Raw genomic sequence first — 26,714 nt, forward strand, 5'->3', positions numbered from 1 at the left:
TGCGTTGGCGAGCGGCAGCGGTTTCAGCCATAATGGCGCATCCGTTCAGGACAGTTTGTATGTAGCCGTCATGTGAGTCGTAATCTGCTTCAATCGGGTACGCACATCTTCCATCCAAACGTCATCGTTCAGCGACTGGGCGATGAGCAGCAAATCCAGCAGTTCGTTGATGCGGTCTTCCACTACGGCTTCCACCGAGTTATGCCTGCTTTCTTTGCTCGTTACGAGGTAAAACAGATGGGCCAGCTCGGAGATGTCGTTGAACAGGACCGTTCCTTTTTCCGGCTGAGCCCCGAGCGTACGAATATAGCCGGTCAGCTCCGACTTAACGGGCGGGAACACTTCCGAACGGTGACATGTTTCGCATGAATAAATAGGAACGTTCGCAATCTCCACTTTGTTTTGAAAAATAACAGTGCGCAATCGAATATTCATCGTCGCGCCGCAGTTGCACGATTTTTGCACTGTAACCTGATCTCCTTCCCGGCCGGGAGCAACCTACCGAATACAGATTTAGATACACCCTAATTCGATTTTGATTTGCAAACTCCTTCAATTCGGCGTCTAGTATTTTTTGCTAAAGTCGCCTTATAGACCGGGCGCGGCCGGAACTCAGCCGCTGAAGCTTCTTTGCACGATCCGCTTCACACCGGGGACGGACACGGCCAGCATGGCCAGCGCCGCTCCGATCGTATCATTGCGCAGATCCAGCACATCTGGGTAACGGCCGGGAACGAACATTTGATGGAACTCGTCCGTGACGCCGTACAGCAGACAAAGCAGAACGACCAGCGCTTTGCCCTTCCAGGAGGCGGAGGCGGGAAGCAGCGCTCCGTACAGTGTGACAGCCAGCACGAAATATAAAATGAAGTGGCCAAAATCGAAGCTGTGCATGGCCGGAATCCATTGCTGAAAAAATGGCAAAATCGTATCAAGATCGGAGCCTGTCTGATGCGACATATAAAAAATGACGGCCATCCAGATCAAGGCCGGCAAAAAGCGCAGTTTTCGTTTCATCCGGGTCTCCCTGGCTTTGCTAGTCCAAGGCAGTTCCGCTTCCGGTTCAACCTTGGCCATATTCATTATGACGCATCGGTCCAAAATTGCAATGGTTATATGGTACAATACGGACATGGAGGGATCGATAATGAGACTAAACGGCAAACAAATCATCTGCCTCGTAGACGAAGAATTCGAGGATCTGGAGCTCTGGTACCCGATCTATCGGGCACGCGAAGAAGGGGCTGCCGTGCTGCTGGCCGGGGCCGACAAAGGAAAGACGTATCACGGCAAATACGGCGTCCCCGCTGTATCCGACATAAGCTTCGACGACATGCTGGAGTCTGCGTGCGACGGGCTGCTCGTTCCCGGCGGCTGGGCGCCGGACAAGCTGAGACGTTATCCGCAGGTGCTGGAATTCGTTCAGCAGATGGACCGCTCCGGCAAACCGATCGGTCAAATCTGTCACGCCGGCTGGGTGCTCGTATCGGCTAAAATACTTGCAGGCCGCAAGGTGACGTCGACGCCGGGCATTCGGGACGATATGGAAAACGCTGGTGCAACGTGGCTGGACGAGGCCGTAGTCGTGGACGGAAATCTGGTCTCTTCCCGCCGGCCGCCCGATCTTCCGCCTTACGCGAAAGCGTTCTGCGATCTTATGGCCGAAGCGTAGAAGCTTCGCGCAAAAAAGGTACGGCCGCCTGCCAGCAAATGGCCTGCGCGCCGCACCTCATTTTTTTCGCAAATTTATTCCTCTTCGCAAAGCCGCTGCTCCAGCCGGACGATTTGTCCGACGATTATATCTTCGATTTCCGGTACGAACGGTCCCCGCAGGTTGAAAAAGAAATTGCACTCCGCCTCATATCCGCCTTCGCGAATCATGTTACGCGTCGGCACATAACAGTAAACGCCGTTCGTATATCCCAGCGTCAGCACTGTCTTCTGCTTCAGCAGCCTTTTGAACATCCGCGAATAATCGGTGGATACTTCCCCTTCCATCGCCACGATGCTCGTCGTCTCGTCCAAATGCCAGAGGCAAATAGTATGCGGCAGACGGTCCAGCACCGTTCCGTCCCGAATCGCCCGCATCGTGCGCAAAGCCGCATTGCGGTAAAACCGATTCGCGGCGTGTTTCTCCGCCAGCTGTTCGTACAATTCCGCCCCAGTCTGCTCTGTATACAGCAGCGGATCGGCCATAGCGGATCGGAACGAGCAGCGAACCGGCTCGAACGCGCCATGCTCCAGAACGGCGATGACCTCGCGGGCCAGATCGTCTCCCGCAGCTTCCATCTCGGCAATGGACAAGCTTCGGAACCGGTTGCCCTCGGCGCTTCTCATCGGCTTAAGCTCTCCTCCGCATCCTTGCAGAAACAAGGCGCTGGCGCCAGGGTAAGCGTTCTCAAGGACGGCCGAAGTCCGCCCGGCAAAATCGTTGGACAGCAGCAAATTATCCGGTCCCATCGCCGTCGTATGGCATCCGTAGTTGTACAAAATCCCCTTCACAACGCCGGAGCTGTCCGTCAGCTTCAGCACGAACAGATCTTTATCGATCTCGCCCTCGTAGTACGGGCTCCATTCGACGCCACCGCTGCCGTTCGGCTTCCGCCTGCTGACGGCAAAGTCCGATTTCGTCCGGCCGACGGACAGTTCTCCCGGCATCAGATGGCTGCGGCAGTAATCAGTCAGACGTACAATCGTTTCGCGTACCGAAACATACAGCGCTTCGTCAGCGGAATAATCAAGCTCGCTCTCATACTCGGTCCACTTCGTCTGTCCGACACTGTACCCTCCGCGACGCTGCTTGTCGTCAGGGCCAGTCAAAAATACGGAATGGTGGGTGTGCGAGAAGTTGATGAGCACTTCATCGTGGCCCAGTCCAAACCTCTCGCGGAGCGTCTCCTTGATCCCGAACGTGAAGCTGCGATCCGAACCAAGGGCATCGATCGTCAAAATAAGCAAAGCCTTGTTCGCCTCAAGCATCGCCGCCTTTACATATAAAGGATCATGAACCCCGATGCTCGGGTGTTCTCTGGCTCCGAACCCGTGCATGAATATCGGCTCGCTCGGCGTAAAGCTTTCGCAGGCGCAGCAAAACTTCATTCCCATTCGTCCCCTTTCGCCTATTCCGGAATGCGGGAGTTGGCCCGCAAGCCCATCATAACACGAAAGAAAATGAAGCGTAAGTACTTGTATAGAACTTGTATCTAAATATGCAAAAAAACACGGACCGCCTCTCCGGAGTTCTGTCCGAACATCCGGTTCGTTCGATCCGTTATCCGCCTGCGTATCTGTGCGGCTCCCGCCTTTAACGCAAACGCTAGCCCGCTTGCCCGGGCCGCCGCCCGTCATGAAGCAGCTCTTTCATTTCCGCGCTCGTCCTGCACTTCAGCAGCTCTTCCATCATCCGCTTGCCGCCTTCCTCCGTGCTTCCGATCAGCCGCTCCTTCACGTTCAGCAGCGAATGGAACGCCATGCTCAGCTCGCGCACGCCAAGGCCCAGCCAGATCGGCAGCGCATCCGCATCGCCGGCGAGCTCGCCGCATACGCTTACGGATATGCCGTGACGCTGCGCAGCCTCAACCGTCAGCTTCAGCATCCGCAGCACGGCTGGATGATACGGCTCGTACAGATGGGATATTTTCTCGTTCATCCGGTCTACCGCCAGCACGTACTGGACGAGATCGTTCGTGCCGATGCTGAAAAACTGCACTTCCTGTGCCAGCATGTCGGCTATCGTCGCGGCTGCGGGAACCTCGATCATAATGCCTACGGGAATGAGCTCTTGAAACGGCCGTCCGGCCTCGCGCAGCTCCCGCTTGGCCAGCTCGAGCACCTCTCGCGCTTTGTGGACCTCTTCTACGGACGAAATCATCGGCAGCAATATTTTGATAGATCCGAACACGCTCGCCCTTAAGATCGCCTTCAGCTGCGTCTTGAACATATCCCGCCGATCGATCGAAATGCGAATCCCCCGATAACCGAGCACCGGGTTTTCTTCCTCCGGAAGCGATATGTAGTCAAGCTGCTTGTCGCCGCCGATATCCAGCGTGCGAATAATAAGCGGTTTGCCTTGCAGCAGCTCGCAGGCGGAGCGATACACCTCGAACTGTTCGTCCTCCTTCGGCCACGTATGGCCGTCCATGTACAGCATCTCGGTGCGGAACAAGCCTACGCCCTTGGCACCGTGCTTCAAAGCCTGCTCCAGCTCCTGAATCGAGGCGATATTGGCGGACAGGCTGATCGCAATCCCGTCCTTTGTCACCGCCGGAACGTCGACAAGCGAGTTCAGCCTTTCGCGATTTTGCAGCAGTTGTCTGCGTCGTTCCTGGTAGTCGGCGTCCACCTCTTCGTCCGGATTGACGTAGACATCTCCCGTCGCCCCGTCCAAAATTACGAGGTCGCCCGTCTGAATGCCGCCCTCGATGCCGAATACGAACGGGATGCCCATCGCCCGCGCCATGATGGCCGTATGGGACGTTTTCCCGCCCGATGCGGTAATGATGCCGAGCAGCCTTGAAGGGTCCAGATGGGCCAACTGAGAGGGCGTCAGTTCCTTGGCGACGATGACGAACGGTTGATCCTCCGGCGGCTTTGCCTCCTCGAACGAGCCGAGCAGATGCTTCAGCAGCCTCGTCCCGACGTCCTTGATATCGAGCGCTCGCTCCTTCATATACTCATCGTCGAGCAGATCGAACATGCCGACGAACTTATCCACGACTTCCTTAACGGCAACCTCCGCCGCCTTGTACTGGCGCTGGATGATGCCGGCGACCTCGTTCATGAACACCGGATCTTCCAGAATAGCCAGATGGGCGTCAAAAATGTTCGATTCCTCGACGCCGAGCACCTCGGCAATTTCCTGCTTGATCTGCTGAAGCTCGCTCTTCGATACGCGCACGCCTTCATGAAGCTTCTCGAATTCAAACGCCATATCGCTCACGTCGATCTGATAGTCGCTAATGTCCCACTCAAAGTCGGGCAGGACGAACGCTTTGCCGATGGCGATGCCGACTGCTCCTCCGCCCCCTTTAACCATGCGGTGTATCACCTCCTGATTGCCCCGCCTGCTCGTTGCCGGGCTCCTTCATAATGACCGACATGACGGACGCTTGACCTTTCTTGACATGCTTGAACGGAGCGAACGCCCATTTCTGGACTATATTCGAATTTGTAATAACCATTGGTGTGGCGAGCGACTTCGCGTGTTTTTTGATCTTCTGCAGGTCGAACCGGATCAATGTTTGCCCGATCGTCACCTCATCGCCTTCCTTGACGGCGGCATAAAACCATTTGCCCGGCAAATTGGACGTATCGATGCCGATATGTAGCAGCACTTCAAGCCCTTCCTCGGTGCGCAGCCCGATCGCATGCATCGTCGGATAAATATGCACGACCGTTCCCGAAACCGGGGACACTAGCTCCCCTCGCTCCGGGTAAAACGCCACGCCGTCTCCGACCAGCTTCTGAGCGAAAATCGCATCCGGCACTTCATCCAGCGGGATCATATTGCCCTGCACGGGCGCATGGAAATGAACCTGCTTGAATTCCTTCTGCATGACACGGACAATTTCCTCGCGGATCAGCTCGGAAAACGTTCCGAACACGACCTGCACGTTTCCTCCGCCAAGACGAATGACGCCTGCGGCCCCCAGATGCTTGAGCGCATTAATATCCATCTGCTTGTCGTTGGCGAGCGTAAGCCGCAGCCGGGTAATACACGCCTCGATCTGGCTGACGTTGTTTTTTCCCCCGAGCGCTTGAAGAATAAGCGGCGCCCGGTAGCGTACATCCCCGGCCCACTCTTCGAGCGAAGAGCCCTCCTCGCGCCCCGGGGTAGGCAGTTGAAAGCGGCGGATTGCCCAGCGGAACAGCACATAATACACGGCGGCGAACAACAGCCCGATCGGAATCAGCAGCAGTCCGTTGGTTGCCAGATGCTCGTTGATGACAAAGTCGATCGCACCCGCCGAGAACGAGAAGCCGTGATGAATGCCGAGCACATAGGCGAGCCACATGGCGACACCGGACAACAGCGCGTGCACGACGAACAAATACGGAGCTACGAACAGGAAAGCAAACTCGATCGGTTCGGTAACGCCGGTTAAAAACGAAGTGAGCGCCGCGGTCAAAAAGGTCGCTTTCACTTTCGGCTTCAAATCCTCGCGCGCCTCGTGAATGATCGCAAAGGCTACGGCAGGCAACGCGAACATCATGATCGGGTATAGCCCCGCCATGAAAATGCCCGCATCGGGGTCCCCCGCGAAAAAGCGGGGCAGGTCGCCGTAGACGACATGGCCGTCATCGCGCATGTACGGTCCGATCTGAAACCAGACGACATTATTCAGAATGTGATGGAGTCCGAACGGAACGAGCAGCCGGTAAGCGACACCGTAAACGAACGTGCCGATCTCGCCGTTCGCCAGAATCCATGCTCCGAACCGGTCGAGCACCAGCTTGACGGTCGGACCGACCTGGATGACGACCGCAGAGAAAATAATCGAGGCAAAGCTCATAAACAGCGGCACAAACCGCTGACCGCCGAAAAACTGGATGTATTCGGGCAGTTGGATCGATTTGAACCGATGGTACGAGAGAGCGGCCAGCACCCCCATCATGACGCCGCCGGCAACGCCCAGCTCGAAGAACATGCCCATGTATGTTTTCGTCAGCGAGAAAAAAATAAAATAGCCGAGCAGCGCGGCCATTCCGGCGATCCCCGCATTTTGCGTCAAGCCTAAAGCGACACCGATCGAGAACAGAAACGGCAAGTATGTAAATATGGCGGTACCCGTATACGTTAATATTTCACCGAATCGGTCCATGCCGACAAGGTCCCACGGCAAATTGCCGAGGAACAGCAAAATCGCCGCCGCCGGCAGCGCAATCGTCGGAATCATGAGCGAACGGCCGAATTGCTGCAGATTACCTGTCCAGTTCAGTTCATGTCCCCCCTTTCCCATCCATCGTAAAGCTTCCACTTCTTTTTGTCAAAAGCGAAAAAAGCCCTATCCGCAGGGCCACGGATAAGGCGACACGATTAATGTACGGTAAACGCGGGCAGCTGCGTTTTGTAATTCGCGAATTGCTGCTGCGCCTGGCTGATTTCCTGTGTATCCGCCGCTTTCATTTTGTACCAGCCTTTTTGGAACATCAGATCGAACAGCTGAAATTGCGTTTGATGGGCATCCTGCAGCATCATGCCGATTTTTTGGCGCAGCCGGGGATTTTGCATTTCGTTCAATCCCGTGTTGTAGCCGGAAGTCAAATATTTCTCGTAGGACATTATGTCATTGATCCGGTCGCGGTCGTTGAACTCCGGCGTTTTCACCTGAGGCAGTTGACCGGTTTGCGGCATGGCGATTTGCATAGACACATTCATCCCGTCCCTTCTTATGTCGTCGATTGGTTAAGGTTAAGCGTGCAGCTCGGCAAGCAGCGACTCGTAATGGGCTACGTGTTTTTGCCCCGTCTGCTCGATCATTTGGCGAATGGCCGGATCGGTGCAGGCATCAGCCGCATCCTTGCATTTTTTAACGGCGAGCAGTTCCCAGGACAGGAAATCTTTCAAGTAATGCAGCTCTTTGTCCGACACGGTATTACGGTCGGCCGTCATGTTCTGGTTTTGCTGCTGCTGGTTTTGTTGCTGATTGGGCTGCTGCATAGGCATGATTCTCGCTCCTCCTCATATCGTTTGGACAAAAAAATAGCAAAGTCTTCAGCAGACGGTTTCCTTGTACGAAGGAAGCTCCCGAGCTGAAGCCTTTACTATTGTTCACGTGCGGCGCTGCTTTTATGGCTGAAAGTAATTACCTGCGAGGCAGCAAAATGGAATCCTCTACCTTGATGCAGCGGTCCATGATCGCCTCGATGCCTTCGGCTTCCACGACAGCAGCCGCTTCCTCATTCAAGATGCCTTGCTGAAGCCAAAACGCCTTCGGCTTAACCTTCATGCGCACGGCCGCTTCGGCGACCGGCACCGTTTCTTCGCTTCTGCGAAACACGTTGACGATATCGACCGGTTCTTCGATGTCGGTAAGCGACGCATAGCTTTTCTCGCCAAGCACCGTTTGCACGGTCGGATTGACGGGAATAATTTTGTAGCCCTTCATCTGCATTGCCTGGGCCACCATGTACGAAGTGCGATCCGGCTTGTCCGACAGACCGACAACGGCAATCGTTTTCGTCTGCTCCAGCAGTTCCTTGATTTTGTCTCTGGAAGGATTCTCAAATGCCATACCCATCGCCTCCATTTAAGTACCGGCATGATGCCGATTAATGGTAAGAAAGCGCCTGCTTGCCCATCGCTTCCCACGTTGCCAGAAATTGCTGCTTCGCGATCGGATGCGACTTCTTCCCGCTAAGCGGGTCGTTGACGTATACATGCTGCTCGTCATAGCCGACCATCAGCACCGCATGCTCCATAAACGTTGTTTCAATCGGGCCGATCGGCGTATCCCAAGTCACCCATTTTTTCGGAACGGCGTAATCGATCGTCGTCCAAACGATAACGGGAAATCCGTTCGCGATCTGCCTCTCGATGACGTCAAAATCGGATTGGGTCAAATCGACGGCGGTCGGCACATTGTCCTTAAGCGTTGGAAACAAGCCCGAATGATAAACGCCGAACCCGCGCGACTTGCCGGTTACGTCTCCTACATAGCCTGTATTCGGATTGCCCCAATAGACGATTTGGCCGTTCTCCCACTTCGCCGGCGTCGGGTCCTTAACCATTTCCTTGACTAGCTCCATCTTGCTCTTGTTTACGCCGTAATAATGAAGCAGCATCGTCAGGCTTACGATTTCGCAGCCGGGCGGAAGCTCCGGCAGCTGTTTGACGACGGGTGCATCAAGCATCGCCGAAGCGGGCTTCGGTGGAGGCTGCGGCTTCTCGTCGGCCGGCTTCGCCGCTTTTCCTTCGTTTGCTTCAGCCATAACGACCGAAGCGGGCTCCGCCAGAAACTCTTTGCCGGTTACTTTGGCATACAGAAGCACGGTGAATACGCCACTGGAGAAAACCAGCCCCAGAATAAGGAACAAGGTCAGTATATACTTGGCTATGTTCTGCAATATAACCATTTACTCTACCATCTCATTCGCTTCGTGTAGTAGGGGAAGCGGCGCCTTAGTCTACAAGCTCCACCTGGGCGCCGATCGATTTCAAGTGATCGAAATATTGCGGATAAGATTTGGCTACGTGATGAGCGTCGTTGATCGTCAGTCCTTGCTTCGAACGAAGACCGACGACCGTAAGCGCCATAATGACACGGTGGTCGTAGTGAGCGTTGATCTCGACGCCCCCTTCTACCCCCTCCGGTTTGCCATGCACGATAATCTCGCTCTGCGTCTCTTCGACGTCGGCCCCGGCTTTGCGAAGCTCGTTCAAGTAATCCGTAATACGGTCGCACTCTTTGTATCGCAGGTTCTCGACGTTATAGAAGCGGGAAGTGCCTTCTGCGAACACGGCCGCCGCCACCATAGCAAGCACCGCATCGGTAAAATGGTCGCCGTCGAATTCGACCGCCTTCAGCTTGCCGTTGCCCTTTACGTGCACAATGCCCCTCTCATGCGTCAGCGGCACGTTCATTGCGCGCAGCACGTCGATTACGGCACGTTCGCCCTGCTTGCTCGTCTCTTCCAGACGAAGAACGCGCACGTTCGACTGCGTGACCGCAGCAGCGGCCAAAATCGCGGCAGAGCCCGGGTAGTCGCCTTGCACGATATATTCCTTCGGTTCATAGCGTTGCCGTCCGGGCACGCGATAATGCATCAGATCGGAGCTGGCTTCGATCTGGATGCCCGCTTGAGCGATAACTTCAAGCGTTTGGCCGACTACGACTTTAGATTTCAAGTCGTGCAGAACCACAATTTCGCTGTCCTCACCCAGCAGCGGCGTCATAAACAGCAAGGAGCTTAAGTACTGAGAGCTGACGTTTCCGGATACTTCGATCCGTCCGCCCTTTGGCTGACCGCCGCGAATCGTAATCGGCAGCTTGCCGCCATTATGATCGATCGAGACGTTCATCCCGCTCAGCGCGGTAATCAGGTCGCTATGCGGCCGTTTGCCGAGCGAATCCGGATATTTGTTAACGAAAGTAACGTCCGGACAAAAAGCGGCAACGGACATCAGAAATCGGAGCACCGCTCCCGCATTGCCGACGTCAAGCTCGCTGACCGCCTTCGGATGGCGACCGAAGCCCCGGATCGTCATCGTGTCGTCCGTTTCAATCAGTTCCGCGCCAAGGTCGCGGATGCAGCGCCGCATGGCATCGCTGTCCTCGCTGTGCGCAGGGAACCGAATCGTGCTCGTGCCGTCGGCGAGCGCGCCTACGAGCATGTAACGGGTCGTATAGTTTTTGGAGGAAAGAGCGTTAATGTCACCTTCCAGAACCGGAGTTTGTTTCACAATCGCCTTCATCGTTGCTTGATCTCTCCTCTTCATAAACGCTGCAACTTCATAACCGGGTACGCCTTTGGCACGTTCGGAGCGAAAGGATCATAATAGCCGCCCGAGACAATAGCCCGTATAAGCCAAAACAAGACCTAGCAAGTACGTTACCCCCATATAACCTGCAAACTTGCCGAACTGCGACTGTCCCGCGAGAGTCACGCTCTCCAGCTTGAACGTGGAAAACGTCGTATACGCTCCCATAAAGCCCGTACCGGCAAATAATAAGAAGTCTGTCCCTCGGCCGGAGCCGATCATTAGCCCAAGCAGAAACGAGCCTGACAGATTTACTGTCAGTGTACCATACGGGACGGCCGTTTGGAATCGCTCCGCGATCTTTTTGGACATAACGTACCGGGCGACCGCTCCGAGAAAGCCGCCTCCTGCAACGAGCAGCAAATGTAATCCGGTCACGAACGTTCCCCTCTCCGAAGCAATCGCTCGCCGGATTTGACGCCGAGCCAGGCTAACAGCAAGCCGCCCCACAAGCTGACGAGCACATAGAGCAGCGCCTGGCCGTACCTGCCGTCCTCCGTCATCCGCACCGTTTCCATGCTAAATGTAGAGAAGGTGGTGTACGAGCCGACGAAACCGCTCGTAAGCGCAATTTTTCCTTTGTCGGGTAAACGCAGCCGCGCGGCTCCGCCGCCCGTCACCCAGCCGAGAATAAAGCTGCCCGTATAGTTGCACAGCAAAGTCGCCAGCGGTACGACGCTTGCAGGCGCAAACGAATCCGTCAGCACCCCGACGCCATACCTGCTTAGCGCTCCCGCTGCGCCTGCGATTCCTATATACATATAAAGAGCCCGCAACCGCAGCCCCTCCTTCGCTTCGTTGACTTCCCGCCACCGATTCCTTATGATAGTTTTGATTGTAACCCGAATATTTTGGACGATTCAACAGGAGGGCTGATCTATGAGTGACATCGGCGCAATCGAGCCGGCCGAGATCAAACGGCGTTTAAACGGCGGAGAGAGCCTGACTATCATCGACGTGCGCGAAGACGAGGAAGTCGCTGCGGGCATGATTCCGGGAGCGAAGCATATTCCGCTCGGACAATTGCCGGAGCGATACGCGGAAATCGAACGAACCGGCGAAATCGTGCTCGTCTGCCGCAGCGGCGCCAGAAGCGGACGGGCGTGCGACTATTTGCAATCGCTGGGCGTATCCGGATTAAAAAATATGACCGGCGGCATGCTCGCCTGGGAAAAGCTGTAGGGCCGTCGCCTTACAGCTTTTTTCTTTCGGGAAGACCGCGAGTATCGTTTCCCCCAGCTTGAGGTTATTTCGCACCAAGCAGACGAATCACTTCCTCCACGATCTGTTCAACCGATTTGTCCGACGTATCGATCTTGGCCGGCGCAAAATCGTACGCGTGCTTGCGCTTCTCCAGCAGCTCCGGTACCGACTTCTGCGCATTGCCCTGCAGCAGCGGCCGGTTCGGATCGTTCTGTACGCGGCTAAGGATCGTCTCTACATTCGCCGTCAGCGCCACGACAAGACCGTTCGCGAGCATAATCGCTCGGTTAGCCTCGGCGAGCACGGCGCCGCCGCCGGTGGCGATAATTTGCCCGGTTCGGCCTTCCAGCTCGCGTCTGAGCGCCGCCGTTTCGGCTTGACGAAAATACGGCTCCCCCTTCTCCGTGAACAGCTGCGGGATGGATGCGCCTTCCGCCTCCTCGATCGACGTGTCCAGATCGACCTTGTTCCAGCCTAGTCGCTCGGCAAGCAAGGTTGCAACCGTCGATTTGCCCGTTCCCATAAAGCCGACCAGTACAATATTTTGCATGCGCGGCCCTCCATATTCAATTATTTGTGAATAATTTCCACTTTGGATAGTAATGATTAATAGTAGACCCCATTCGTCCCTCAAAGGAGATGAACCTATACACGATGCAACAGGCTGCATACCCGAACCCGCCGGAGACCAGGCTCGAGCGCATTCTTCATCCGACCCATACGCTGTGCAAGGATGACGTCGTCTGGGTGCTGGAATATGTCAAAAAAAAGGTGGCCGAGCAGGACCCCAGACTTCTGGATCTGCCGCAGCCACGCCTCCTCAAAAACTTTCAACATTTCGCCGAAGCCGCCACGATGCTTCTGCAGCGCAGGCCGAGCTGTGTGAGCGAAGCCGACCGCCTCCGCCATTCGCTGCGGGAAGCGGCCTTTGGCCTTCTGTCCGACTCGACCTCGCCCGGACGCTAAATCAGTCCATCCAGTGGAAATGAAACGTTCCCTCTTTATCCACTCTTTGGAACGTATGCGCTCCGAAGTAATCCCGCTGCGCTTGCAGCAGGTTGGCCGGAAGCCGCTCCGACCGGTAGCTGTCGTAGTACGCCAGCGCGGATGCGAAACAAGGTACCGGAATGCCCCGCGATACGGCTGCGGAAACGACTTGTCTCCATGCATCTTGGTACGACTCCACGACTTCCTTGAAATACGGGTCCAGCAGCAAGTTTTTGAGACCTGGCTCGCGATCGTAAGCGTCCTTGATGTTTTGCAGGAAACGGGCGCGGATGATGCAGCCGCCGCGGAAAATCATCGCGATGTTGCCGTAGCTGAGGTTCCAGTTGTACTCGTCGGAAGCGGCACGCATTTGCGCGAACCCTTGCGCATAAGAGCAAATTTTGCTGGCGTACAGCGCCTTGCGAACCGCTTCGACGAATGCTGCCTTGTCTGGAGCGGACGGCACGTTTTGCGGACCTTTCAGCAGCTTGCTGGCTTGTACGCGCTCGTCCTTGATCGCGGACAGCATACGCGCGAATACCGATTCCGTAATGATCGACAACGGTACGCCGAGATCGAGCGCGCTTTGGCTTGTCCATTTGCCGGTGCCCTTTTGGCCCGCTTTGTCGAGAATGACGTCAACCATCGGTTTGCCGCTATCCGGATCAACCTTCGTGAAGATGTCGGCCGTAATCTCGATCAGGTAGCTGTCCAGCTCGCCCTTGTTCCATTCCGCGAAAATCTCGTGCAGTTCCTCCGTGCTCAGGCCAAGAACGTCGCGCAGCAATTGATACGCTTCGCAAATGAGCTGCATATCGCCGTACTCGATGCCATTATGCACCATCTTGACGTAATGACCCGCTCCGTCCGGACCGATATACGTACAGCAAGGATCGCCGTTCACTTTGGCGGAGATCGCCGTCAAGATCGGCTCGACAAGCTTGTACGCATCCTCTTGGCCGCCCGGCATAATGGATGGGCCTTTCAGCGCGCCCTCTTCGCCGCCCGATACGCCGGTTCCGATGAAACGGATGCCGCGAGCTTCCAGATCCTTGTTGCGGCGCTGCGTATCCGGGAAGTACGCATTGCCCCCGTCGATCAAAATATCGCCTTCGTCAAGCAGCGGAACGAGCTGGTTAATCGTATCGTCAGTCGGCTTGCCGGCCATAACCATCAGCAAAATTTTGCGCGGACGCTCAAGCGATTGCACGAATTCCTCAGGTGAATATGTAGGCACCAGGTTTTTGCCTTTTGCCTCGTTAGCCATCATATCGTCGGTTTTTTCACGGGAACGGTTGTACACCGATACGGTAAAGCCGCGGCTTTCAATGTTGAGCGCCAGGTTTTTGCCCATGACGGCAAGACCTACGACGCCGATTTGTTGTTTCGACATGGATTCGTTACCACCCTTTATCCGAATGTAGGAAGTAAAACACTATTCTATTCTATCCGATTTTCGTTAAATTGTCATAGCCCCAAATCCGCCGTCCACCCGAAGCAGCGAACCGGTCACAAAACCGGACGCTTTTTCCGAAGCCAAATACACGGCTGCGCCCTGCAGCTCTTGCGCTTCGCCGAACCGGTTCATCGGCGTGTGGGTCATGATCGAAGCGATGCGTTCCGGCGATAAAATTTTGCGGTTTTGCTCGGCCGGGAAGAAGCCTGGAATGATGGCGTTAACGCGTACGCGGCTCGGCGCAAATTCGCGCGCCAAATTTTTCGTCAAATTGTTGACGGCGGCTTTGGATGCGGAATACGTGAATACCCGCGACAGCGGAGGCTCGGACGATACGGACGAAATATTGATGATGCTGCCGCCCTCACCCTTCTCCACCATATATTTGCCGAACACCTGACACGCCAGCACGACGCCCTTCAGGTTGACATCCATAATGGAGTCCCATTCTTCCATCGTAATTTCGAAAAACGGCGTCGCGCTGTTTTTGCCCGGGCAGTTCATGAGCACGTCCACGCGGCCCGTCCACGCCAGCACCTCGGTCAGAACGCGCTGCAAATCTTCCGTGCTGGTCGCATCGGCGCTGAAGCTTTTCGCTTTGCCGCCTACTTCTTCAATCTGCTTCACTACTTGCTCGCATTTCTCCATGTTGCGGCCTACGATCGCCACATCTGCGCCGTGTCCTCCGAGCGCTACTGCCATCGAACCTCCCAGCGTGCTGTTGCCGCCGATAATTACCGCCGTTTTGCCAGACAAGTCGAACAAATTCATAAGTAGAGCCCTCCCGATTTATACGTGTTTTTTTTGAAACGCGGCAATCGCGTCGAACTGATCCTTGAGCTGATGGTAAACCGAGCTGTAAATCGTCGTCAATTCGCGGTATACCGCGTTGTTTGCCATGTTCGGCTCATGGCGGGCCGTTGTGCGCACCCAATCGCCGATCGACGAGAAGTCGCGGATTTCCCCAAGGGCAAGCAGGCCGAGCTGCGCCGCTCCAAGTCCCGAGCTTTCGATCGAATCCGGCACCGTTACGGTCGTGCCGATCGTATCGGCCATCATCTGACGCCAAAGCGGCGAACGGGCGAAACCGCCGGAAGCGCGAATTTCCTTCGCCTGGCCTCCAAGCTCCTCAAGCGCTACGGCGACCGAATGAATCCGGTACACGACACCTTCCAGCACGGCGCGGATCATATGCTTCTTCTCATGGAACAGCGACAGGCCGAAAAAGACGCCGCGCGCGTTGGCGTTCCAGTACGGGGCTCTCTCTCCTGCAAGCAGCGGCAGGAACAGAAGACCGTCGGAGCCGGGAGCCACTTGCGCAGCCAGCTCGGTCAAGTAGTCGTAAGGGTCCATGCCGCGGCGGCGTCCTTCCTCCGCCTCCAGCGTAGCGAGCTGGTCGCGCACCCAGCGAAGCATAATACCGCCGTTGTTGATCGGACCTCCGACGACCCAGAAGTCTTCCTTGAGCGCATAGCAGAACAAACGTCCCTGCGGATCGGTAAGCGGCTCGTTCACAGTGCCGCGCACGGCGCCGCTCGTGCCGATCGTGACCGCGTACACGCCGGGCTCGTAGGCTCCTGCGCCCAGATTGGCGAGTACGCCGTCGGAAGCGCCGACGACGAACGGCGTGTCCACAGGCAGCCCCATGTCGCGGCTGTATTCGGCGGACAGTCCCTGCATAACGTGCGTGGTTGAAACCGGCTCGGATAACTGCTCCTTCGATACGCCGGCAACGCGCAGCGCTTCCTCGTCCCATTCGAGACGACGCAGGTTGAACAGACCGGTCGCGCTCGCCAGCGAATAATCGATCACGCACTCGCCGAACAGCTTCGCGAACACGAACTCCTTGATGCCGATAAACTTGTAGGTGCGGCTGACGAGCTCCGGCTCGTGCCGGTTGAACCACATCAGCTTGAGCAGCGGAGACATCGGATGGATAGGCGTACCGGTATTCAGATAAATGCCGTGTCCGTTCCACTGTTCCTTGAGCGGAGCTACATAGTCGACGCTGCGATTGTCGGCCCACGTAATACAGGCCGTAAGCGGGTTCATCTCACGGTCCACAGCGATCAGGCTGTGCATGGCCGAGCTGAACGAGACGCAAAGCACGTCTGTGCCGGAGATGCCGGCCTTCGCTATTACTTCCCGGATGCCGCGGACGACGGCGGCGAAAATTTCGAGCGGATTTTGCTCCGCCCGGTCGGGCGTAGGCGTATGCATCGGATATTCGATCGAATGGCCGGCTACGACGCGGCCCTCCCGGTCGATCACGAGCGTTTTCGTGCTCGTTGTCCCCAAATCTGCGGCTATGACATACCGCTTGGCGCTTTGGCTTATCATTTCGGCAAATACCCCTCATCGTCGAACTTCAAATCGTACGGCTCGGTGAGCACCTCGATGTCCGGATGTTTGCGAGCTTCTTCCAGCAGGTTCACCGAGATTTCGATTTCACCCAGGTGCAGCGTATCGCGGATGCGCACGAGCCGGCATTTCGTATAATCGAGGATGTTGCACGTTTTGACCGCCGCCTTGATCGCGTACAAGTCGTTTTCGAGCGTCGTCGCCTGTTTCGTCGGCGCACAAACGGTCGACGTCAAGCCGTTCGCGTACGTCGCGGGCCAATCGGTTTTGTCGGTCAGACGCTGCGTCGTAAAGTCGGCCGTTCCGACTCCGTTTGCGTTGCCTTTCGTCTCCGGCGTCAAGTCGAGCACGAGCATTTTCGATACGTCCGGTCCCCCGTGCGCGTACGGAGTCGGATAACGGCCCGTGACGTTCGGGTCCATGCCGTCGCCGCTTATGTTTTTGCCGATGTAGTCGATCACGAGCACATCGATCTGATCGAACAAAATTTTCGGCAGGCGCGACTTCGCTTCCATCAGCAGCTCTTCCTCGCGGGCTTCGATATTCGCCGCAGGCAGCACTTCGACCCGGCATGTTTCGTCGTAGGCGTTCTCCACGAGCGCCACGCCGAAGCGGATCGGCAGCTTCTTCAGCATCAGGTTGGCCATATCCGGCACGTTCTCGGCCATATATTTGAAGCCGAGCTGATGGCACGCCTCGGCCCCCTTCTGCTTGCCGAGCCCGATCGCGATCATCTTCATGATGCCGCTCTCAATCCGGCCGCGGAAGGCGGTGTGCGGCTTCACGCGGTTAATGACGACGATGGCGTCGGCTTCGTAGGCGTATTTATCCACATAAACGGGAAGGCCGTTCGCCATCTCGTCGATTTTCACAACTTCCATCGAAGACAGGATCGGGGCGCCCATCGCTTCTTCGGTGACGCCCAGATGGTGCAGCACGTCTCGCTGCCCTTCGGCTGTCGCGCCGCCGTGGCTGCCCATGCAAGGGACGATGAACGGCTCGGCGCCGGCTTCCTTGATGGCGTCGATCGTTAGCCGCGTAAATTCGGCGATATGCGCAACGCCGCGGCTTCCCACGGCAACCGCGACCCGCTCTCCTTTGCGGATCGAATCGATCGCTCCGGGCTTTTTCAGCTCCTCGCGGAGCGCGCCGAGATAATCGTCCACCTTCGTGCCGTCAAACTTTTGCCGGATTCGCACCATTTGCGGAATCGGGATATCGTCCAGAAGTGTCCGTAGAATGCTCATGTTCTGCCTTGCCTCCTTAGGGTTGTTGCCTCTTTGTTTCTATTCCTATTCCTTATATTTGCGCGGAGCTTGCCGTTAATCGTGACGGGAAAGCCAATAAGAGATACTTGAAATGCCGAGGGGGGAAAGAGGTGAAGCGGAAAGCTTGCGGCCACCTTTGAAATTGTATCCTACCCGACTACTATCCATGAAAGGATACGATTTCAAGAGGGGTGGAGCTCACATCTTTCACTCCGTCCTCCTCGCACCATCTCTTATTGCCGCTTTCCTGTTTTTCGCCACTCCACTTAAGCTCCGTCAAATCCTCTTCACCGACTCGCGCACCAGCAGCTCCGTATCCACATACACCGTCTCCTTCGTCGGAGCGCCGCGTTCGATATCCGCGAGCAGCTTCTCGGCTCCGATGCGGCTGATCGTTTCCACCGGCCGTTTGACCGTCGTCAGCGCAGGCGACAAAAACGCCGAGAACACATCGTCGTCAAATCCCGCTACCGATATATGATCCGGAACGGATAAGCCTTTTTCGGCGATCGCCTTCATCGCCCCGACAGCCATCTCGTCGCTCGAGCAAAACACGCCGGTCGGCAGCGGTTGGACGGACAGCAGATCCTTCATCGCCCTATACCCGCCTTCGAGCGTATAACCCCCGACAACGTGAAGCGACTTGTCGGTTTCGATGCCGTACCGCTCCAGCGCCTGCAAATAGCCGTCCTTCCGCGCCGTTGACGATTTGAACGACTGCTTGCCCTCAATGATCGCAATTCGGCGATGCCCTTGCAAAATCATATGCTCCACTACTCGAAACACGCCGGCTTTATCGTCGGCCAGCACACTGACCGGAGAGAGCCGTTCGGCATTGCGATTGAGCACGACAAGCGGAATATTCTTGTCAGCCACGTACCGGATGAACGCTTCGTCGCCGTCGCTCTGGCTCATCACGAGCACGCCGTCGAACGTTTTGCGCGTGACGGGAGTAAAGTTGCCGTCGTAGTCGTCGATCGCGTTGACGATTAGATGGTATTTCGAGCTGACGGCACTGTGAACCCCTTTAACCGCCTCATGGAAGAAGTTCGAGGATGTCCCCATCGACAGCGTCGAGAAAAACAGCCCGATATGATAAGAACGCGCCAAAACCAGACTTTTCGCACTGTAGTTCGGCGTATAATCGAGCCGCTCCGCGATCGCTCTTATTTTGCGCTTCGTCTCTTCGTGAATAAGCGGGCTGTCGTTCAGCGCACGCGATACGGTCGTATGCGACACGCCTGCCATTCTGGCGATATCCTTGATCGTAACGTTCATCCTACCACCTCTTGTCGTTTTGATCATAGCACACTATGCACACGTTAACAAGAAAGAAAAACAGCGGTTTCGCCGGCTTTTTCCCGCATAAAATAACCCCGGCAAAGCCCCGTAAACAAGAACAACCGTCTCCATGCGGACCTTTACAGGTACCGGAGACGGCTGTCACGGAATTACGCTATGCCCCATTTTACATTTCCAGCTGCAGCATCTCGCTGCGCATATCCTTTAACCGTTCTTTGGATTTGACGATCTTCTCCTCGTCCCCGGCTGCGATGGCGTCGTGGAGCGTGGCCAGCTCGTAATCCAGCTCGAGCCGGAGGACGGCGATTCTTTCTTCCGCACGTTTGGACTTGAACGCTTGAATCATCTCGTCGATCGTAACGACAGGCTCTTTTTGGAATAACACCTTATGCTCGACCCCCGATATCTCCACCATGCGGATGATTTCGCCGAACATAATGTTTTCGATAACGATCTGGCGCTCCCGAAAACGTTTGACGATCGCATGGCCGCGTGTATCACCGATCATCTTCTCCATCAGCTCAGACAGCTTCTCGTCCTTAAACGAATAGTCTCCGATAATTTTGTAGCGGTCTCCGATTCGTTGAAATTTCAGTTTGATCAGCTTACGGCCGGTGCGGATCGAAATGACGAACTGCTGCTCGTTTTCGTTCCAATACAAGGAGTATCCTTCCTGAATGAGCGATTTAATGAAGTTGCGGATTTGCCGGCGGTCAAAACGCAACTCCAGGTTGCAGTACTCCACTTCATAGCTTTTGTTCACGGCAATCCCCTCCTTGAAACCAGTAAGCATCCATTGTCGCATCATCAAAAATCTCTTGCGTCGTCTGCTCCGAGAGCCGATCCGTCGGATATGGCCGCAAAACTCGCTTGCCATGATGTTCTCTCGCGTCCAGGCGAATGCAGGGGCTTTGACAGAATGTTCAGACAACTTATTTGCTTACAACTATCTTATTATGGATCATATGTTTTAGCAACTTGGATTATTGATTATTTTTTAAGTGGAACGCAAAAAAAGCGGGAAGCGTCCGACACGGGACACAAAAAGGAAGCCCGCTGTGGAGCTCCCCCTAACTGCCGCTTATGTATGTATACCGTTTGGCAACCGATCAAGGCGTTTTTGTCGATTCCTTCGGGTACGTTTTCCAACCGGTGCTGGAAACGTTCCATTTGCCGTCATACGACTGCCAAAAACGGATGTTATATTGCACAAACCATTTATCGCTGCCTCTCGCCAGTACCGAATATTCGTTCTCGTTCTCGAGCGGCTTGATCGTATAGCCGGATTCGTATACGCCGAAATAGTCGTTCAGTGCTTGCAGCTTCGCCTCGCTCACTTCGCCCTGCTCGACGATCGCGTACTTCCGCTTGTCTCCCTTCACCTCATCGCCCCAGTAAGGCTTCACCAGGTCGAGATGCACGTACATCTCCCCGGTCAGCTTCTCCTTCGTCAGCTTCGGATTGCCGACGTCGATCGGGATATTGCTGATATCCTTCCAGCGCAAATACGTGTCGTCCTTGTACAAATTGACCAGCGTCGGGTAATTGACACCCTTGTATACAAAATTGTAGGCGATCGGCGTGTCCAAAGTAAACGATTCTTCCACCTTGACATCGGGCGGCACGATCGGCTTCTTCACCGTCTCGGAGCCGCTTCCCGTTTCGCCGTCCGCTTCCTTCTCCCCGTCTTCGCCGGCGCTTGTCCCCTTGCCAGGCTGCGGCTGAACCGGCATCGCCAGCTTGATCGTCATTTTGCTCTCGTCCCAGCTGACTACCGCTCCAAGCAGCTCCCCTATCGTTTTGAACGGCAAATAACTGCTGCCGTCATAGATGAGCGGCGTTTCCTTGACGATTTTTCCGTTAACCTCGACCTTGAAGTCGGGCCGCAAATAAGCTTCCACCTTTTGCAAAGTGTCTTTGGCGTATACGCCGCTCGTGAATACGACCCCCATTGTTGCCGTCAAAAGCAACGTTTTTTTCAAGCGACCTTTATTCATCAGGCTCTCCTCTCCCAATCCTTCATCTGTGCGGGATTCACCCATTATTATACATCAGCCGACAAAGCTCGACTAGAATAAGCTTACAGTTTGCTCCCGCTTCGACTTTGTTGTAGTGTAAAATTGATAGGTTACCGTCAGTCGTTACATAGGAGGGCTTTATGACATTTCCTGCATTCGAATCATCCGATTTCGACGTATTCACGATCCCCGGTTTGGTGCCGCGCATGCAAGCGCTGATCGAGCGGGTCCGGCCGAAGCTGACGTTGCTCGGCGACGAGCTGGCACCGTTCCTTTCCGCCCAGTGCGGGGAGCCGATGTTTCCTCACGTCGCGAAGCACGCCCGCCGAACGATTAACCCGCCGGCGGATACATGGGTAGCATGGGCGAACAATAAAAAAGGCTACAAGGCTCATCCCCATTTTCAGGTCGGGCTATGGTCTACCCACCTATTCGTGCAATTTGCCGTAATTTACGAGAGCGGCAATAAGGAGACGTTCGCCCGCCATCTCGAGAAGAAGCTTACCTCCATTCGCAAACAAATTCCCGCCGACTATCGCTGGTCCACGGACCATATGCAGCCGGATACGATGCGGCATGGCGATATGTCGAAAAACGACTTTGCGCTTATGATCGACAAGCTGCAGCAGGTCAAAAAGACGGAGGCGCTGTGCGGCATTCGCATCGAACGCGGAGATCCGCTGCTCGCGTCCCCCGATCGTTTCGCAGAAACGATCAAGCAAACGTTCGAACAAGTTATGCCGCTATACCGAATCGCCTTCTAAAGCGAACTAAGGGCTCGCCTGCCGGATAAATTTCGTATGATTCTCCAAAGTTTGGTACAAACTAACCGGGAATTCAGACGAAAGGAAAGGTGAAGTTCCATGAACACCCGAAACGCGCTCAAACGGCTAGCTATCGGTACATTCGTCCTCGGCCTGTCGGGGACTATCGCATTTTCCGCATCGGGACAGCCTCTTCATGCGTACGGACTTCAGTCGGCTCCGGAGATGAGGAAGGAAGCGCCGGAGAAAAAAGGACCGGAAAAAGCCGCTCCGGAAAAAGAAGCTCCGGGTAAGGAAGCTCCGGGCAAGGAGGGTCCTGAAAAGGAAGGCACCCACGAGTCGAAGCACGGGCACAAGCGCTTTTTCCTGTTCGAGGACGCCGCCGCCGTCATCGGCATGCAGCCGGATGAGCTGAAGAAACAGCTCGAAGGCGGAAAAAGCTTGGCCGAGCTTGCCAAAGCGAAAGGGATCGACGAAGCGGCCCTCGTTGAGAAGATGATGGCACTGCGCATGCAAAAGGTCGAGGAAGCGGTCAAAGCGGGCAAAATTACGCAGGAAAAAGCCGATCTGATCAGAGCGAAGCTGCCCGAGCATCTCAAGATGCTTGTAACGAAGAAAGATTGGAAAGACTGGGGCAAGCATAGAGAAGAGCATAAGAAAAAGGATGCCAAACAAACGGCGGCAGACGACACCGAAGAGTTGTAACCATTACAGCGAAAAGCCCGGTCATCAATCGATGACCGGGCTTTTGCGCGCCTGCGGGAGCGGCGCCGTCATAAGAATGTCATATTTGGATGCTAAAATGACCGGGAGTCTGATCGCCCCTCCGCCAAAGAAAGGAGCATCCCGCTATGACGAATAGCAAACGTTATACCCGCAATCGGCTGGCGCTGGCTGGCATCACGACCTTCGCCTTTTTGGCCATTGCGGCATTGTGCTTCCGCGAGCAAGCTACTTCCGCATTCTCCGCTCCAGAGCCAATGAGCACCGCTGCCGGAGAAGAGCTGTACAAGCAAAATTGTCTCTCCTGCCACGCCGCCGAAGGAGCCGGTTCGGGACGTTATCCGGCACTCGTTTCGGATAAGTTCAAGAAAAAATACGGTGCGTACGACAAAGCGTACGCCTTCATTAGTACCAATATGCCGGAAAACGACCCCGGAACGCTGCGGGAAGAAGAATACGAAGCCATCGTTAACTATGTGCTGGGGTTAAACGGCATTCCCACCGAGTTCGCCGACATCGGAGGCCATTGGGCCGAACAGACGATCCGCACGTTGTGGCGCAAACAGGCCATAGACGGTTATACCGCAGGCGGCAAGCTGCTATTCAAGCCGGAGCAGCGCATTACCCGCGCCGAATTCGTAGCTTATTTGGTCAAAACGAAGCAGCTGTTTCTGTCCGGCGATGCCGGCTCCGCTTGGACCGATATCGGCAAGAGTAAGTATAAGACGCAAATCGTAACCGCCATCGATTACGGCATTGTGGACGGTTATCCCGATTCCACGTTCAGACCGGACCAGCCAATCAGCCGCGCGGAAATAGCAGCGATTCTGTCACGCAGCAAAGCTCTCGATACGGACGATTCCGCTCCTGCGCAATTGTTCCGCGACGTTCCGGCGGATCATTGGGCGTATGGCGCTATACGAGCTTCCGTACAAGCCCGCCTGTTCGACGGGTACGAGGACGGAACGTTTCGTCCCGATCAGCCGATGAGCCGGGCGGAAGCCGCGGCCGTTCTTAGCCGCTTGCCCTAGCAACGCAGCCGAAGCCGTTACACAGGCGCAGCCGGTCGTCCTTTTTCTGTCTGCTGCAGCCCTACTTCATGAGGTACCTTCCCTCATTTGCATGGGCCTGTTCATTAGTGTAAGGTGGAGAAGTTACTGTACCAAACCAAATAAGGAGCTTATTATGGAAGCTGCTGCCCTAGCTGACAAGTGCGTTCACTCATGCTCCGGTCGTCAGCAAGCAGATAAATGATTCCGCTAAGCTCCAAAGTCCAATAAACGGAGGTAAACGTTGTGACACTGGAACTTACATCCTCGAGGGCACTGGCAAACGGTGTGCAGATGCCTTGGCTCGGGCTTGGCGTATGGAAAGTAACCGAAGGCGAAGAAGTGGTAAAGTCGGTTCGCTCCGCTCTGGAGATCGGCTACCGCAGTATCGATACGGCTGCCGTATACGGCAACGAGGAAGGCGTCGGCCGGGCTATTCGCGAAAGCGGCGTCCCCCGCGACCGGTTGTTCGTCACGACCAAAGTGTGGAACGCCGATCAAGGCTACGATTCGACTCTGGCCGCTTACGACCAGAGCCTTAACAAGCTGGGCATGGACTATGTGGATCTATATTTGATACATTGGCCGGTTAAAGGCAAATACAAAGATACATGGCGGGCGCTTGAGAAGCTGTACAAGGACGGCCGCGTACGGGCGATCGGCGTCAGCAACTTCCATGTGCATCACTTGGAGGATTTGCTGCCGAAAGCGGAGATCAAGCCGATGGTCGATCAGGTCGAATACCATCCCCGGCTGGCCCAGCTTCCTTTGCTCAAGTTTTGCAAGGAGCAGGGCATCCAGATGGAAGCCTGGAGTCCGCTCATGCAGGGCAAGGAGCTGCTTAGCCATGAGCTGATTACCGAACTGGCCGGCAAATACGGCAAAACGGCGGCGCAAATCATCCTTCGCTGGGATTTGCAGCATGGCGTCGTGACGATTCCCAAGTCGGTCACGCCTTCGCGTATTCAGGAAAATGCGCAGATTTTCGACTTCGAACTGTCTGCTGAAGATATGCAGCGGATCGACGGGCTAAACGAAGACCGCCGCGTCGGACCCGATCCCGACAACTTCAATTTCTAACTCTTTTGCCCGGTCTCTTTTTTGAGATCGGGCTGTTTTCATTTCCTATTCTTTCTTCACATACAGCTCGCGAAATTCGCTCGGCGTCATTCCTTCGTGCTCGATAAACTTTTTGTTGAAGTAGCTCGCGCTCGAATAACCTGCCTCAGCCGCGATTTGTTTGACCGGTACGTCCGGCTGTTCCAGCAGCCGCTGCTTGCCGAACTGGATCCGGCACAGCGTCACAAAAGCAAGCGGCGTCATCCGGGTCACCTTGCGAAACAGCTTGCAAAAGTAAAAGGAGCTGACGCCCGTCTGCTCCGCCCAATAAGCCAGATCGAACGGCTCCCGCGCCTTCTCCTGCATGAGCGGCAGCAGCTCGGGAATGCGCGTTCCCCCTGCCCCGCTCCTCACATCGGATAACGGAATGGCCTGCCCCATAAACTCGACGAGGAACGAATACGTGAGCGCGGAAAGCTTCGTTTCGTGCAGTATTTTATGCTGGAGCGCTTCCTCGTACAATGCCCCGTGCGCCTCCGTTATTTGTCTCAGCTGACCAAGCGACCAGATCGTAGAGCGGTGAAAGCCGTGCTCGATCATAAATTCCTTCAGCCTGTCTCCGTAAAAATGAACCCACCGTACATCCCATGGATCGTCCTCCGACGTGTAGTATCGCTGCTCCTCCAGCGGAAAAAACAAAAACGCGTCGCCCGCCTGCAGCGTATGGATGCTGCCGCCACTCTCCACATACCCTTTGCCGGCGACGACGAAATGAATGTTGAATTCGTTAATAGCCCCTTGGCTGCGATAAATCCGGTGATTCGGATCGTCACTGAATCTGCCTACCGATACGGGAAAGATGAAGTACCGTCTCTGCAAAAACGTAGGCAGCAGCATAATGTTGTGGCTCATGGCCCTACTCCCTTAGCCAAAATAACAAAATCGTGTTATCTCGATCAATATATTATTATATTTATTCTACTATTTATCATTTATAATGACAATAAACTGCTAACAAGGGGCTGAATAAACCAATGACTAAGTCCAAACTGCGGTGGGGAATTATCGGCTGCGCCGGTATCGCCGTCCGCTCCGTTATCCCTGGCATCGCCCAATCGGAACGCGGCGAAGTAACCGCTATCGCAAGCCGCGACGAGACGAAAGCAAAGGAAACGGCCGAGAAGCTCGGCATTCCGAAAGCGTACGGCAGCTACGAGGCGCTGCTTGCCGACGGCGATATCGACGCCGTCTACATTCCGCTGCCGAATAACATGCATAAGGAATGGACGATTCGCGCGGCCGAGGCCGGCAAGCACGTTTTGTGCGAGAAGCCGTTCTCGATGGATGCGGCCGAGGCCGCCGAAATGGTCGAGGCTTGCGCGAAACACGGCGTCAAGCTGGCCGAAGCGTTCATGTACCGCCACCATCCGCGTTACAAACGCATCAAGGAAATAATCGCCTCCGGCGAAATCGGCACGATCCGTGGTATTCACGGAACGTTTACGTTTAATAATTCGGCGAATACGACGAATTTCCGCAACAATCAGGCGATGGGAGGCGGCGCCCTGTACGATATCGGCGTTTACCCGATCAGCGCCGCACGTTTGCTGCTGGACGCGGAGCCGGAAGCGGCCACCGTCCATGCGTTTTTCTCTCCTGAGCATGGCGGCGTCGACATGATGGCGTCGGGGCTGCTCGAATTCGGCGGCGGCGTAGCGCTTACGTTCGACTGCGCCATGTGGGCCGCCGGCCGCAATACGCTCGAGGTGCTCGGCACCGAAGGCAGAATCGAGCTTCCTTCCGCCTTCGTAAGCGCTCCGAATGCACCGTCCGTCTTTTATGTAACGGTCAAGGGCAATCGCCGGGAAGAAACAATCGATCCGCTCAATCAGTATTCGCTGCAAGCGGACGATTTCGCCGCTACCGTTCTGGACGGCGCGCCATCCTTGTTCGGCGAAGACGATCCCACTCTGGGCATGCGCGTTCTGGATGCTTGTCTCGAATCGGCGCGCACGCGTTCTCGCATCGTTATTTCATAAAATCG

29 protein-coding genes are annotated in these 26,714 nt (G+C 55.5%); 8 read left to right on the top strand and 21 right to left on the bottom strand.

The annotated features are described in order from the left end of the window. Positions 1-45 precede the first annotated feature (45 nt). Positions 46-465 carry a hypothetical protein gene (locus tag D7M11_RS01590; RefSeq protein WP_120745389.1) on the bottom strand — a complete coding sequence of 140 codons (420 nt, stop codon included), beginning with the start codon at positions 463-465 and terminating at the stop codon, positions 46-48. 147 nt (positions 466-612) lie between these two features. Further along, entirely contained in the window at positions 613-1,017 is a 405-nt protein-coding gene (locus tag D7M11_RS01595) for a VanZ family protein (protein WP_120745390.1), read from the bottom strand. A gap of 130 nt (positions 1,018-1,147) precedes the next feature. On the opposite strand from D7M11_RS01595, the gene D7M11_RS01600 reads away from it, so the two are divergent. Further along, a complete protein-coding gene (locus D7M11_RS01600; protein WP_120745391.1) occupies positions 1,148-1,672 on the top strand; it encodes a type 1 glutamine amidotransferase domain-containing protein in 525 nt (174 codons plus the stop codon). A 74-nt stretch (positions 1,673-1,746) separates the two neighbouring features. Here the strand turns inward: D7M11_RS01600 and D7M11_RS01605 are convergent, their stop codons facing one another. The 10 genes from D7M11_RS01605 to crcB all read right to left on the bottom strand — a co-directional run bounded on the left by D7M11_RS01605 (position 1,747) and on the right by crcB (position 11,241). Beyond that, a complete protein-coding gene (locus D7M11_RS01605) occupies positions 1,747-3,105 on the bottom strand; it encodes a neutral/alkaline non-lysosomal ceramidase N-terminal domain-containing protein (RefSeq protein WP_158606381.1) in 1,359 nt (452 codons plus the stop codon). A gap of 211 nt (positions 3,106-3,316) precedes the next feature. After that, positions 3,317-5,035, bottom strand: a complete 1,719-nt coding sequence (ptsP, locus tag D7M11_RS01610) for a phosphoenolpyruvate--protein phosphotransferase (RefSeq protein ID WP_120745393.1) — start codon at positions 5,033-5,035, stop codon at positions 3,317-3,319. After that, positions 5,028-6,959 carry a glucose PTS transporter subunit IIA gene (locus tag D7M11_RS01615; protein ID WP_420817417.1) on the bottom strand — a complete coding sequence of 644 codons (1,932 nt, stop codon included), beginning with the start codon at positions 6,957-6,959 and terminating at the stop codon, positions 5,028-5,030. The genes ptsP and D7M11_RS01615 overlap by 8 nt, the downstream gene beginning before the upstream one ends. A 77-nt stretch (positions 6,960-7,036) precedes the next feature. Further along, the gene (locus tag D7M11_RS01620) at positions 7,037-7,378 is read right to left on the bottom strand and encodes a spore coat protein (RefSeq protein WP_240040915.1); all 342 of its coding nucleotides are present in this window, start codon (positions 7,376-7,378) and stop codon (positions 7,037-7,039) included. Between the two features lie 33 nt (positions 7,379-7,411). Beyond that, a complete protein-coding gene (locus tag D7M11_RS01625) occupies positions 7,412-7,666 on the bottom strand; it encodes a hypothetical protein (RefSeq protein ID WP_240040916.1) in 255 nt (84 codons plus the stop codon). A 139-nt stretch (positions 7,667-7,805) separates the two neighbouring features. Further along, positions 7,806-8,234 (bottom strand): CoA-binding protein, encoded by a 429-nt coding sequence (locus D7M11_RS01630; protein WP_120745394.1) that lies wholly within the window; start codon positions 8,232-8,234, stop codon positions 7,806-7,808. A 37-nt stretch (positions 8,235-8,271) separates the two neighbouring features. Further along, positions 8,272-9,075, bottom strand: a complete 804-nt coding sequence (locus D7M11_RS01635; RefSeq protein WP_120745395.1) for a C39 family peptidase — start codon at positions 9,073-9,075, stop codon at positions 8,272-8,274. A gap of 46 nt (positions 9,076-9,121) precedes the next feature. Beyond that, positions 9,122-10,414, bottom strand: a complete 1,293-nt coding sequence (gene aroA, locus D7M11_RS01640; RefSeq protein ID WP_120745396.1) for a 3-phosphoshikimate 1-carboxyvinyltransferase — start codon at positions 10,412-10,414, stop codon at positions 9,122-9,124. Between the two features lie 78 nt (positions 10,415-10,492). After that, complete coding sequence (locus D7M11_RS01645; protein WP_240040917.1) at positions 10,493-10,858, bottom strand: fluoride efflux transporter FluC; 366 nt, start codon at positions 10,856-10,858, stop codon at positions 10,493-10,495. Further along, the gene (gene crcB, locus D7M11_RS01650; protein WP_120745722.1) at positions 10,855-11,241 is read right to left on the bottom strand and encodes a fluoride efflux transporter CrcB; all 387 of its coding nucleotides are present in this window, start codon (positions 11,239-11,241) and stop codon (positions 10,855-10,857) included. The genes D7M11_RS01645 and crcB overlap by 4 nt, the downstream gene beginning before the upstream one ends. 118 nt (positions 11,242-11,359) lie before the next feature. On the opposite strand from crcB, the gene D7M11_RS01655 reads away from it, so the two are divergent. Beyond that, on the top strand, positions 11,360-11,662 hold the full coding sequence (locus D7M11_RS01655) for a rhodanese-like domain-containing protein (RefSeq protein WP_120745397.1): 303 nt from the start codon (positions 11,360-11,362) through the stop codon (positions 11,660-11,662). A gap of 64 nt (positions 11,663-11,726) precedes the next feature. On the opposite strand, the gene D7M11_RS01660 is transcribed toward D7M11_RS01655, so the two are convergent. Further along, the gene (locus D7M11_RS01660; protein ID WP_120745398.1) at positions 11,727-12,233 is read right to left on the bottom strand and encodes a shikimate kinase; all 507 of its coding nucleotides are present in this window, start codon (positions 12,231-12,233) and stop codon (positions 11,727-11,729) included. A 104-nt stretch (positions 12,234-12,337) separates the two neighbouring features. Here D7M11_RS01660 and D7M11_RS01665 point away from each other — a divergent pair, with 104 nt between their 5' ends. Further along, the gene (locus D7M11_RS01665; RefSeq protein WP_120745399.1) at positions 12,338-12,649 is read left to right on the top strand and encodes a hypothetical protein; all 312 of its coding nucleotides are present in this window, start codon (positions 12,338-12,340) and stop codon (positions 12,647-12,649) included. A 1-nt stretch (position 12,650) separates the two neighbouring features. Here the strand turns inward: D7M11_RS01665 and gndA are convergent, their stop codons facing one another. The 7 genes from gndA to D7M11_RS01700 all read right to left on the bottom strand — a co-directional run bounded on the left by gndA (position 12,651) and on the right by D7M11_RS01700 (position 21,054). Then, complete coding sequence (gene gndA, locus D7M11_RS01670) at positions 12,651-14,063, bottom strand: NADP-dependent phosphogluconate dehydrogenase (protein WP_120745400.1); 1,413 nt, start codon at positions 14,061-14,063, stop codon at positions 12,651-12,653. A 66-nt stretch (positions 14,064-14,129) separates the two neighbouring features. Beyond that, positions 14,130-14,897, bottom strand: a complete 768-nt coding sequence (locus D7M11_RS01675; protein ID WP_120745401.1) for an SDR family oxidoreductase — start codon at positions 14,895-14,897, stop codon at positions 14,130-14,132. A gap of 18 nt (positions 14,898-14,915) precedes the next feature. Continuing rightward, positions 14,916-16,466, bottom strand: a complete 1,551-nt coding sequence (gene gntK, locus D7M11_RS01680) for a gluconokinase (protein WP_193556075.1) — start codon at positions 16,464-16,466, stop codon at positions 14,916-14,918. Then, positions 16,463-17,734 (bottom strand): nickel pincer cofactor-dependent isomerase, group 22, encoded by a 1,272-nt coding sequence (locus D7M11_RS01685; protein ID WP_120745402.1) that lies wholly within the window; start codon positions 17,732-17,734, stop codon positions 16,463-16,465. The genes gntK and D7M11_RS01685 overlap by 4 nt, the downstream gene beginning before the upstream one ends. A gap of 297 nt (positions 17,735-18,031) precedes the next feature. Further along, positions 18,032-19,033, bottom strand: coding sequence for a LacI family DNA-binding transcriptional regulator (locus D7M11_RS01690; protein WP_120745403.1), 1,002 nt, complete (start codon positions 19,031-19,033; stop codon positions 18,032-18,034). A gap of 190 nt (positions 19,034-19,223) precedes the next feature. Beyond that, on the bottom strand, positions 19,224-19,820 hold the full coding sequence (locus D7M11_RS01695) for a hypothetical protein (RefSeq protein ID WP_120745404.1): 597 nt from the start codon (positions 19,818-19,820) through the stop codon (positions 19,224-19,226). Between the two features lie 346 nt (positions 19,821-20,166). After that, a complete protein-coding gene (locus D7M11_RS01700) occupies positions 20,167-21,054 on the bottom strand; it encodes a stalk domain-containing protein (RefSeq protein ID WP_120745405.1) in 888 nt (295 codons plus the stop codon). Positions 21,055-21,215: 161 nt separating this feature from the next. On the opposite strand from D7M11_RS01700, the gene D7M11_RS01705 reads away from it, so the two are divergent. The 4 genes from D7M11_RS01705 (at position 21,216) to D7M11_RS01720 (ending at position 24,691) form a co-directional block, all read left to right on the top strand. After that, the gene (locus tag D7M11_RS01705) at positions 21,216-21,839 is read left to right on the top strand and encodes a DUF1054 domain-containing protein (protein ID WP_120745406.1); all 624 of its coding nucleotides are present in this window, start codon (positions 21,216-21,218) and stop codon (positions 21,837-21,839) included. Between the two features lie 99 nt (positions 21,840-21,938). Beyond that, positions 21,939-22,544 carry a hypothetical protein gene (locus D7M11_RS01710; RefSeq protein ID WP_120745407.1) on the top strand — a complete coding sequence of 202 codons (606 nt, stop codon included), beginning with the start codon at positions 21,939-21,941 and terminating at the stop codon, positions 22,542-22,544. A 146-nt stretch (positions 22,545-22,690) separates the two neighbouring features. Next, entirely contained in the window at positions 22,691-23,593 is a 903-nt protein-coding gene (locus tag D7M11_RS01715) for an S-layer homology domain-containing protein (protein ID WP_120745408.1), read from the top strand. Between the two features lie 312 nt (positions 23,594-23,905). After that, positions 23,906-24,691 (top strand): aldo/keto reductase, encoded by a 786-nt coding sequence (locus tag D7M11_RS01720; RefSeq protein ID WP_120745724.1) that lies wholly within the window; start codon positions 23,906-23,908, stop codon positions 24,689-24,691. Between the two features lie 45 nt (positions 24,692-24,736). On the opposite strand, the gene D7M11_RS01725 is transcribed toward D7M11_RS01720, so the two are convergent. Further along, positions 24,737-25,582, bottom strand: coding sequence for an AraC family transcriptional regulator (locus D7M11_RS01725; RefSeq protein WP_120745409.1), 846 nt, complete (start codon positions 25,580-25,582; stop codon positions 24,737-24,739). A gap of 122 nt (positions 25,583-25,704) precedes the next feature. Between D7M11_RS01725 and D7M11_RS01730 the strand changes: the two genes are divergently transcribed. Further along, positions 25,705-26,709, top strand: a complete 1,005-nt coding sequence (locus D7M11_RS01730) for a Gfo/Idh/MocA family protein (protein WP_120745410.1) — start codon at positions 25,705-25,707, stop codon at positions 26,707-26,709. Positions 26,710-26,714: the final 5 nt, after the last annotated feature.

Origin of the sequence: Paenibacillus ginsengarvi, from assembly GCF_003626695.1 — a bacterium.
In the GTDB taxonomy this organism is placed as follows: domain Bacteria; phylum Bacillota; class Bacilli; order Paenibacillales; family NBRC-103111; genus Paenibacillus_AB; species Paenibacillus_AB ginsengarvi.